10 protein-coding genes and 1 pseudogene are annotated in these 7,807 nt (G+C 58.9%); 1 reads left to right on the top strand and 10 read right to left on the bottom strand.

Annotation, left to right across the window (positions count from 1 at the left end):
* The 4 genes from WB528_RS11490 to WB528_RS11505 form a co-directional block, all read right to left on the bottom strand.
* The coding region (locus tag WB528_RS11490; RefSeq protein WP_423888534.1) for a cbb3-type cytochrome c oxidase subunit I at positions 1 to 635 on the bottom strand (635 nt) is incomplete at its 3' end.
* Positions 636 to 779: 144 nt separating this feature from the next.
* On the bottom strand, positions 780 to 1,217 hold the full coding sequence (locus WB528_RS11495; protein ID WP_423888535.1) for an organic hydroperoxide resistance protein: 438 nt from the start codon (positions 1,215 to 1,217) through the stop codon (positions 780 to 782).
* A 43-nt stretch (positions 1,218 to 1,260) separates the two neighbouring features.
* Positions 1,261 to 1,644 carry a ferredoxin FdxA gene (gene fdxA, locus WB528_RS11500; protein WP_423888536.1) on the bottom strand — a complete coding sequence of 128 codons (384 nt, stop codon included), beginning with the start codon at positions 1,642 to 1,644 and terminating at the stop codon, positions 1,261 to 1,263.
* Positions 1,641 to 1,823, bottom strand: a complete 183-nt coding sequence (locus tag WB528_RS11505) for a hypothetical protein (RefSeq protein ID WP_423888537.1) — start codon at positions 1,821 to 1,823, stop codon at positions 1,641 to 1,643. The genes fdxA and WB528_RS11505 overlap by 4 nt, the downstream gene beginning before the upstream one ends.
* A 682-nt stretch (positions 1,824 to 2,505) precedes the next feature.
* On the opposite strand from WB528_RS11505, the gene WB528_RS11510 reads away from it, so the two are divergent.
* Complete coding sequence (locus tag WB528_RS11510; RefSeq protein ID WP_423888538.1) at positions 2,506 to 2,730, top strand: hypothetical protein; 225 nt, start codon at positions 2,506 to 2,508, stop codon at positions 2,728 to 2,730.
* Positions 2,731 to 2,934: 204 nt separating this feature from the next.
* On the opposite strand, the gene WB528_RS11515 is transcribed toward WB528_RS11510, so the two are convergent.
* The 6 genes and pseudogenes from WB528_RS11515 to WB528_RS11540 all read right to left on the bottom strand — a co-directional run.
* Positions 2,935 to 3,375, bottom strand: coding sequence for an Rrf2 family transcriptional regulator (locus WB528_RS11515; protein WP_423888539.1), 441 nt, complete (start codon positions 3,373 to 3,375; stop codon positions 2,935 to 2,937).
* Between the two features lie 369 nt (positions 3,376 to 3,744).
* Positions 3,745 to 5,187: a glutamate synthase subunit beta gene (locus tag WB528_RS11520; protein ID WP_423888543.1), complete on the bottom strand. Its 1,443-nt coding sequence runs from the start codon at positions 5,185 to 5,187 to the stop codon at positions 3,745 to 3,747.
* A gap of 35 nt (positions 5,188 to 5,222) precedes the next feature.
* Complete coding sequence (locus tag WB528_RS11525) at positions 5,223 to 5,810, bottom strand: DUF1127 domain-containing protein (RefSeq protein ID WP_423888540.1); 588 nt, start codon at positions 5,808 to 5,810, stop codon at positions 5,223 to 5,225.
* Positions 5,811 to 5,935: 125 nt separating this feature from the next.
* Complete coding sequence (locus WB528_RS11530) at positions 5,936 to 6,409, bottom strand: carboxymuconolactone decarboxylase family protein (protein ID WP_423888541.1); 474 nt, start codon at positions 6,407 to 6,409, stop codon at positions 5,936 to 5,938.
* Positions 6,410 to 6,667: 258 nt separating this feature from the next.
* A pseudogene (locus WB528_RS11535) lies at positions 6,668 to 7,321 on the bottom strand (aldehyde dehydrogenase family protein); the annotation flags it as partial.
* A 229-nt stretch (positions 7,322 to 7,550) separates the two neighbouring features.
* Positions 7,551 to 7,807 (bottom strand): DUF2478 domain-containing protein (locus WB528_RS11540; RefSeq protein WP_423888542.1); only part of this gene is annotated, 257 nt, incomplete at its 5' end.

Genomic DNA, 7,807 nt, shown 5'->3' on the forward strand with positions numbered 1-7,807 from the left:
AGCTCGGACCATACGAACAGCGGCATCTTGTGCATGGTCATGCCGGGCGCGCGCATGTTGAAGATCGTGGTGATGAAATTGATGGCGCCGAGGATCGATGAGGCACCGGCCAGGTGAATGGACAGGATGACGAAATCCACCGCCGGGCCCGGATGTCCTGAGGTCGACAAGGGGGCGTAAAGCGTCCATCCGGTGCCAGCGCCGTTGGTACCCGGTTCGCCGCCGACGAACATCGAGATCAAGAACAGCGTAAATGACGCCGGCAGGAGCCAAAACGAAATGTTGTTCATGCGCGGGAACGCCATGTCAGGCGCGCCGATCATCAGCGGCACCATCCAGTTGCCGAAGCCACCGATCATGGCCGGCATGAGCACGAAGAAGATCATGATCAGGCCATGCGAGGTGACAACCACGTTATAATCATGGGTGTCGTGGAAAATCTGGACTCCGGGATACATCAGCTCGGCGCGGATCGCGATCGACAGGGAGGCGCCGATCGTGCCGGCGATGATCGCGAAGACGAGATACATCGTGCCGATGTCTTTGTGATTCGTCGAATAGACGTAGCGGCGCCATCCGCTCAGTATGGCGTGGTCGTTCGCGGCGCCGGCGGAGCTTGTGTGCGTCATAGACATAGTGGGCTCCTACGAATGTGAGCAATGCGGTATCTCGCCCGTCGCCCCTCGAGCCTGCTGTTGCGCCGCGCCCTAAAAATCGCGATACACCTTCTACGATCAGACGTCGTCAACGTATCAACGACAGGGCTTATCTTCTTTTGGTCAGGCGCTCTTGACCTCGATCTGCACGTCGACATTGTTGCGCGTGGCGTGCGAATAGGGACAGATCTTCTCGTGCGCTTCCTTGGCGAATGCCGCCAACTCGGATCGCAGCAGGCTCGCATCCTCCACCTTGAGCTTGACCGCAAGCCCGAACCCGCCGCCGTCGCGCGGGCCGATCGATACCTCGGCGGTGACACGCGCCTTGCTTGCATCCTTCTTGTGCTGCTTGCCGACGAAGTCGAGCGCGCCGCCGAAGCAGGCGGCATAGCCGGCGGCAAACAAGTGCTCCGGCGTTGTGGTGCCGGGCTTGCCGGGTCCGCCCATCGCCTTCGGCACCGAAAGGGCGGCGCGCACCGAGCCGTCGGTGGCCTCGGTATGGCCGTTGCGTCCGCCGACCGCGGTGGCGCTGGCAGTGAAAAGCGGCTTGATCGTATCCATGATGCTCACTCACTCCAAATGGCGCTGCTTGGATGAATTTGATTTATTCCGCTGGCTCCGTTGCTGACTGCGGCAGCGAAACCTTCCGCTCTGATTGCTCGTCATGCGGGTTTGGGCTGAAGTGCGCGAGCTTATCCGGGACGCCGTCCCATTCTTTGGCATCAGCAGGCGGCGATTCCTTGGCGGTCAGGTTTGGCCACGTCGCCGCATATTCTCGGTTGAGCTTGAGCCAATCCTCCAGCCCGTCCTCTGTGTCGGGTTTGATCGCTTGTGCCGGGCATTCCGGTTCGCAAACGCCGCAATCGATGCACTCGTCCGGATGAATCACCAGCATGTTCTCGCCGGCGTAGAAGCAATCCACCGGACAGACTTCGACGCAATCCATGTATTTGCACTTGATGCAGTTTTCGGTAACGACATAGGTCATCGCTGGCTCCTGGCGTTCCCGCTATTTCTTTTGTACGGCGCCGCCTTGCCCGCTGATTGCGATTCATCGCGTCGATCCGGCATAATCGAATCCAGCCCGGCCCTGTCATATCTGCCCGCGAAAATGACATCGATATCCGTCTGGCTAACTCCGATATCCTCAAGCTCAAGATCGCTCATGGCAGCGAGTTCTTGGTAGCCGCGGCGGTTGCGACAGCACTCCGCCATTCTGTGGCGGAGCCGTCTCAGGGCCCGACCAGCACGTGCGAGTGCTCCCGCATGCGGCGATCGCTTCATTGGCGGGAAGCTCGGAGTGTCCATGTTAATTGTCTAAATCGGCAATCGCTCGGATAAGTTTCCGGTCCAGCGGCGCCGGACTATTCCGCTGCTTGCAAGCATAGTCATCATCGAGTGTCCGTGTTTCTGTCGGTGCTCTCGCTTGCCGCACCGAAGCATCGTTGACGTTCCGTGCTGCAACCGCGTCATCGTGACGGCTCTGAGCGATGAACGGTGGGTCCATGGCACTGCCTCTCTGGAAGACATTGCTATCCGTCGAGGATTGATATGTATGTAAAGATATATTGTCAATATATGTTCACCTCAACTCTGTTCCAGGGTTCAAGCATATCGCGCATGGAGGGACGCATTCATTGCATGGGAATATTGATTTAACGCAAAGCGAACCCTGCGCATGGTCGACTAATTTGCAACGTAAATACGGAAGAAGCAGTCTGTTGCCTAAGTTGTGCCGCGATGATGAACGCGCTCGCGCCTAAAGGCCCGCGAATCTCACGCGCCCAATATGAGGCAATCGGCGCGAACGAGATGGCCTCCTGCGCCGCACTTGCCAAGAAAATGGCGCGTGGAATCAGTCGGTCGCGACTATCCGTGGCTTAGCGGCGCTGGCGCGGCAGTTGCCGGCGAATGGTACGTCATCAGCGACGGAGTGCGCCACAAGGCGACAGCCGCCCAGGCGCGGGTCCTTGATCGCGTCGGCTATTATGGTGTCCACACCATCGGGCCGATTTACGTGAGTGCGTCTTCAGCCGAACCCGACCCATCGGGGCCAGGCTCCCCGCTGGAATGAGGGATTTGTCGGCTCAACAGATCAGCAGCTCAGACGTTTTATATGCGGCCGTCCGCGCTCCCCACGTTCGTCTGTGAAAAGCGGATCAGCGCGTCCTTTGTCGCGGCGATTATTCGGGCAACGAATGAAATTGGAGAGTTTCAATAAGGCACTTGGCGTAGGGCCTCATCTCTCGTAACTGGCCTCGTGGAATACTGCCATCACCTATGTTGACGCCACGGCGAGGAGCTGGGAGAGAGTCCGACCCGGCTTCAGGAGATCGGCGAGCGTGTATTCACCCAGAACGTCAAAAAAGGCGGCAAGGGCTTTGTGCAGGGCCTTCTTCAGCACACAGGCTGGTTCGATAACGCACATACAATCCCGCGTCTGGAAACATTCAACCAGTGCAAAATCTTGCTCGGTCTCGCGGATCAACTTGCCGAGATTAATCTTCGCCGGATCGCCTGCAAGCCGGATGCCGCCACCCTTGCCTCGCAAGGTCTGCAGATAGCCGAGTTGAGCGAGGCGGAACACCACCTTCACCACGTGATTGCGATTGATCCTATGGTGTTCGGCAATTTCGTCGATTGTTGTGAGTCTTTCGCCGTTAAGGGCGACAAATATCAAGGTGCGAAGGCAATAGTCCGTAAAGTTGGTGAGGCGCATCTCGCGTTACCCGTAGCTAGTTATTGGGGGAATCGTCGCTCACAGAACACATACCATTTACGGCGGATGCATTGTCCAGCGGCACGCCGCTGAAGGTTGGTGTTCGTTACGGAACGAGGGACATGCCTTGCCTGCCGGCGACCGCTGCCAGCACGGTAATCGCGCTCAATAGCAGGAGGGCGCAATGGAGCCGTTGCATCCGGGCTAGCCTATCGGCAGCTGGTTTCCGCTGATCCCTCTGCCGGCAGGCAATGAGAGGCTCATTGCGACTGACGTCCCCGCGGCACCCAGGACCGCTGCTGGGACCCGCTCCCGTGTTGGGATGCCCCGCGGCTACCTCGGACAAGGAAGCCGATCTTGTTGGCCAATTCACGTCGGCAGCATCGACGATCCCATCAAGAACTTGTCCACCGCGTGCGCGGCCTGGCGGCCCTCGCGTATGGCCCACACCACCAGCGACTGGCCACGGCGCATATCGCCCGCGGCAAATACCTTGGGAAGCGCGGTTTTGTAATCGTCGGTCATGGCGGCAACATTGCCGCGGCGATCGAGTTCGAGCGCCAAGCCTTTAATCATTCCTTCATGCACAGGATGAACAAAGCCCATCGCCAGCAGCACGAGCTCGGTCCTGATCTCGAACTCGGTGCCGGGGATCGGCTTGAACCTGTCGTCGACACGCACACAATGCAGCTTCCTCACCGCACCGTCGTCGCCTGAAAAGGCCGTGGTGTTGACGGCGAACTCGCGCTCGGCGCCTTCCTTGTGGCTCGACGAGGTGCGCAGCTTGACCGGCCAATCCGGCCAGGTGAGGAGCTTGTTCTCGTGCGGCGGCGGGGTCGGCATGATTTCGAAGTTCGTGACTGACAGCGCGCCCTGACGGATCGCGGTGCCGATACAGTCGGATCCTGTGTCGCCGCCGCCGATGACGATCACATGCTTACCAGTCGCCAGGATCGGCTCGCCGTCATTGGCCTTTTCGCCGGACACGCGCCGGTTCTGTTGCGGCAGATAATCCATTGCGAAATGAATGCCTTTCAGCTCGCGGCCCGGCAACGGCAGGTCGCGCGACTTTTCAGCACCCCCGGTGAGCACCACGGCATCGTAATCCTCGACGAGCTTCTTGGCTTCGAGGTCGACGCCGATATGGACGCCGTAATGAAACACGACTCCTTCCGCCTGCATCTGCACGACGCGCCGGTCGATGTGATGCTTCTCCATCTTGAAATCGGGGATTCCATAGCGCAGCAGCCCACCTGCTTTGACGTATTTCTCGTAGACGTGAACTTCGTGCCCGGCACGCGCCAACTGCTGCGCGCAGGCGAGGCCGGCCGGCCCAGACCCGACGACAGCGACCTTCTTGCCTGTCCGTTGCGCCGGCGGTTCGGGTTTGAGCCCGCGCGCGATGACGTGATCGGCGATGGCGCATTCGATCGATTTGATGGTGACCGGGATTTCGTCGATGTTGAGTGTGCAGGATGCTTCACACGGCGCCGGGCAAATGCGTCCAGTGAAGTCCGGAAAGTTGTTGGTCGAATGCAGATTGCGTGCCGCTTCTTCCCAGTTTCCGTTGTAGACAAGGTCGTTCCAATCGGGGATCTGGTTGTTGATCGGACAGCCCGGCGTGCCTGGGGCGAGCGAGCCGGTGCCCATGCAATAGGGCACGCCGCAATTCATGCAGCGCGCGGCCTGGGTGACGTAGTCCCGCTCCGCCAGCGGCAGCACGAATTCGCGCCAATGGCGGATGCGCCGCTCGACCGGCTCATAGTCGCGGTCCTCGCGCTCGTATTCCAGAAATCCGGTAATCTTGCCCACTTTGCGCTCTGCCAGAAGATGATCTTCAGTCTCGCTCAGGCGGCCGAAGGCTTCTTCGGCAATGCAGCTGTTGCGTCCGACGGCCGCACGCGGCATCGACGATCAAGCGTGATCACGTTGGAAGCCGCAGAGCGCATGCCGCGATAGGTTCCTGCGACGACCGCCGGAATATCGGATCGGATAAGCCCAATGTCTTCAAGCTCATGATCGTTCATCGCATTCAGTTCGTCGAATATTTTCTGTGCGTGCCCCGCCTCGGCTACTTTGTCACCAACCGCGTTCAGCGCACGGCAAATCGCGCCGAGAGCCCGTTCATGCAAGCGTCGCCTCTCCGGCTTGCAAGACTGGTCCTTGGAGCGAAACTCGGAAATGACGGCGTTGCTCATAACACTCGCCTCTTGAGAAGCCCGACACTCAAGATCAAATATTGGTAGGCAAAGATATATTGTCAATATATGTTTTGCCTCGAAATATCGAGATCGGTAATAAGATAAGCTACGCTCGTACCGAAATGATGCGCGGGAATGCACGAACTGCACGATTGAAATATAGCTTAACTTCTGCGAGCGGCCAGATCGTCCCCGCGGACACAGGTCATGACCGACTTCGAGTTCGGGCAGCACGATACGCGTGCTCGGTGCTGCCGCTGCCGCCTGGGATTGCCGCTGGCGCAGAATTTTACATCAGCAACTTCCACGCCGACGCCAAAAAAAGCACAAATTCAACGGAATCGCCAACTGAGAGGCTGTCAAGCTGCGATTTTAGGATTCTTGAGCTGCGGCGTGGCGCGAAACGCCACTGCGAGCCGGTTCCAACCGTTGATGGTCACTATTGCCGCGGTCAAGTCGACTAACTCCCTTTCCGAGAATTGGGTACGCGCCTCATCGTAGAGGTCGTGCGGCACGTGGCTTTCGCCGACATGCGTGATCGCCTCGGTCCAGACCAGAGCCGCACGTTCACGGGCGCTGAACACCGGCGCTTCATGCCAGGCATTGAGCAGGTGCATGCGCTCGTCTGTTTCGCCGAGCTTGCGCGCTTCATTGGTGTGCATAACTAGGCAGAACGCGCAACCGTTCAGTTGGGAAGCGCGGATTTTGACTAGCTCCAGCAGTGACCGTTCCAGACCGCATGAATCGACGTAACCTTGCAGCGCAGCCATCGCTTTATAAAAACCCGGGCTGATCGCCCTGGCATCGAGTCGCTGTGCCGTGTCATTGACCATTGTATCCTCCGATTTTTCACTCGTAACACACCATTCGGGCGCCGCAATTTTAGTTCGATGCCTGTGCCTCAGAGTGATCGATGCAGGGCAGGGTTTAGCCGCTGGAAACCCTGGAAGCGACTAAAGGCCCACGCACTACCTTTCCGTTTTGACGACTTCTGAATGGCTACACCTCAATCGGCGTCATCGGTGTCGATGCTATAGACAATGAACGCCTTGTTGCCGGAAAGCACGTAGCCGTCGCAACCAACTCTCCAGTCAGCCGGTCTTGATCCGAGCCGCCTTCACATTGAGATACTCTTCCATCTGTTGCAAGCCGGACTCACGGCCATAGCCGCTCATCTTGTACCCACCGAACGGAACGGCGGGGTCCATGGCCCGATAGCAATTTACCCATACCGATCCGGCGCGGATTGTCTTGGCCAGGAAGTGTGCCTTGCTCACGTCGCGGGTCCACACGCCGCTGCCGAGGCCGAATATCGTTGAATTGGCGCGCCGCACCAGTTCATCCATATCCTTAAATGGTATCGCCGAGATCACCGGGCCGAATATCTCTTCCTGCGCAATGCGCATGTCGTCACGGACGCCGGCAAAGACCGTCGGTGGAACAAAAAAGCCCTTCGCCATCGGTCCTTCCGTCAAGCGCTCGCCGCCAGTGATCGTGCGCGCCCCTTCCTGCTTGGCCGCCCTGAGGTATCCGGTTACGCGCTGCAACTGCTGCTCGGAGACCAGCGGCCCAATTTGAGTCTCAGGATCGAGTCCGTTGCCGACGCGCAAACCGTTGCCGAACTTACCGACGCGCTCGGTGAACTCGTCATAGACTTTTTGCTCGACGAACATCCGCGTCCCGGCGCTGCAAATCTGTCCGGAATTGGCAAACACCGCCATAGCGGCGCCCGGCACCGCTATCTCTTGGACCGCGGCTTGTCTTCGACTGGCGATATTGTGCGCGATCAATGTTGTCGGGCAAAAGCTGTTGCAATGCTCCAAAGTAACGTTAGGCGTTGGTCCTCTCTGACTTGGCCCGGCGAGATGCTGGGCCTTTTTTCCAGTTCGGAGGCTTACGTGTTGATCGGCGTAAGGTTGGATGACGATCGGCGTATTATCACTTCATCGCCTGGCCAGCCGACACTGACCGCCATCATTTCTCGATCCCGTCAAGGTCGGCCGGTAGGATGACAAACCGTGGCGCAGCGAATCGCGGCCGCGCTGCATGGAAAGCTGGAGAGACCGAGGTAAGCACCGGTACTCCGGCTTCAATTGCGCCGATAAAGGCGGGCGCAAGGCCGCTGCCACCGGCTTCGAGCGCTCCGAACTTGCTAAGCAGGACCAATCGCGACCCGCAGCGATGTCCTGCCGAACCGCCTGGCAGGCCGAACCGCACCGGACTCTTACAGG

Origin of the sequence: Bradyrhizobium sp. (genome assembly GCF_049586575.1) — a bacterium.
Classification (GTDB): Bacteria; Pseudomonadota; Alphaproteobacteria; order Rhizobiales; family Xanthobacteraceae; genus Bradyrhizobium.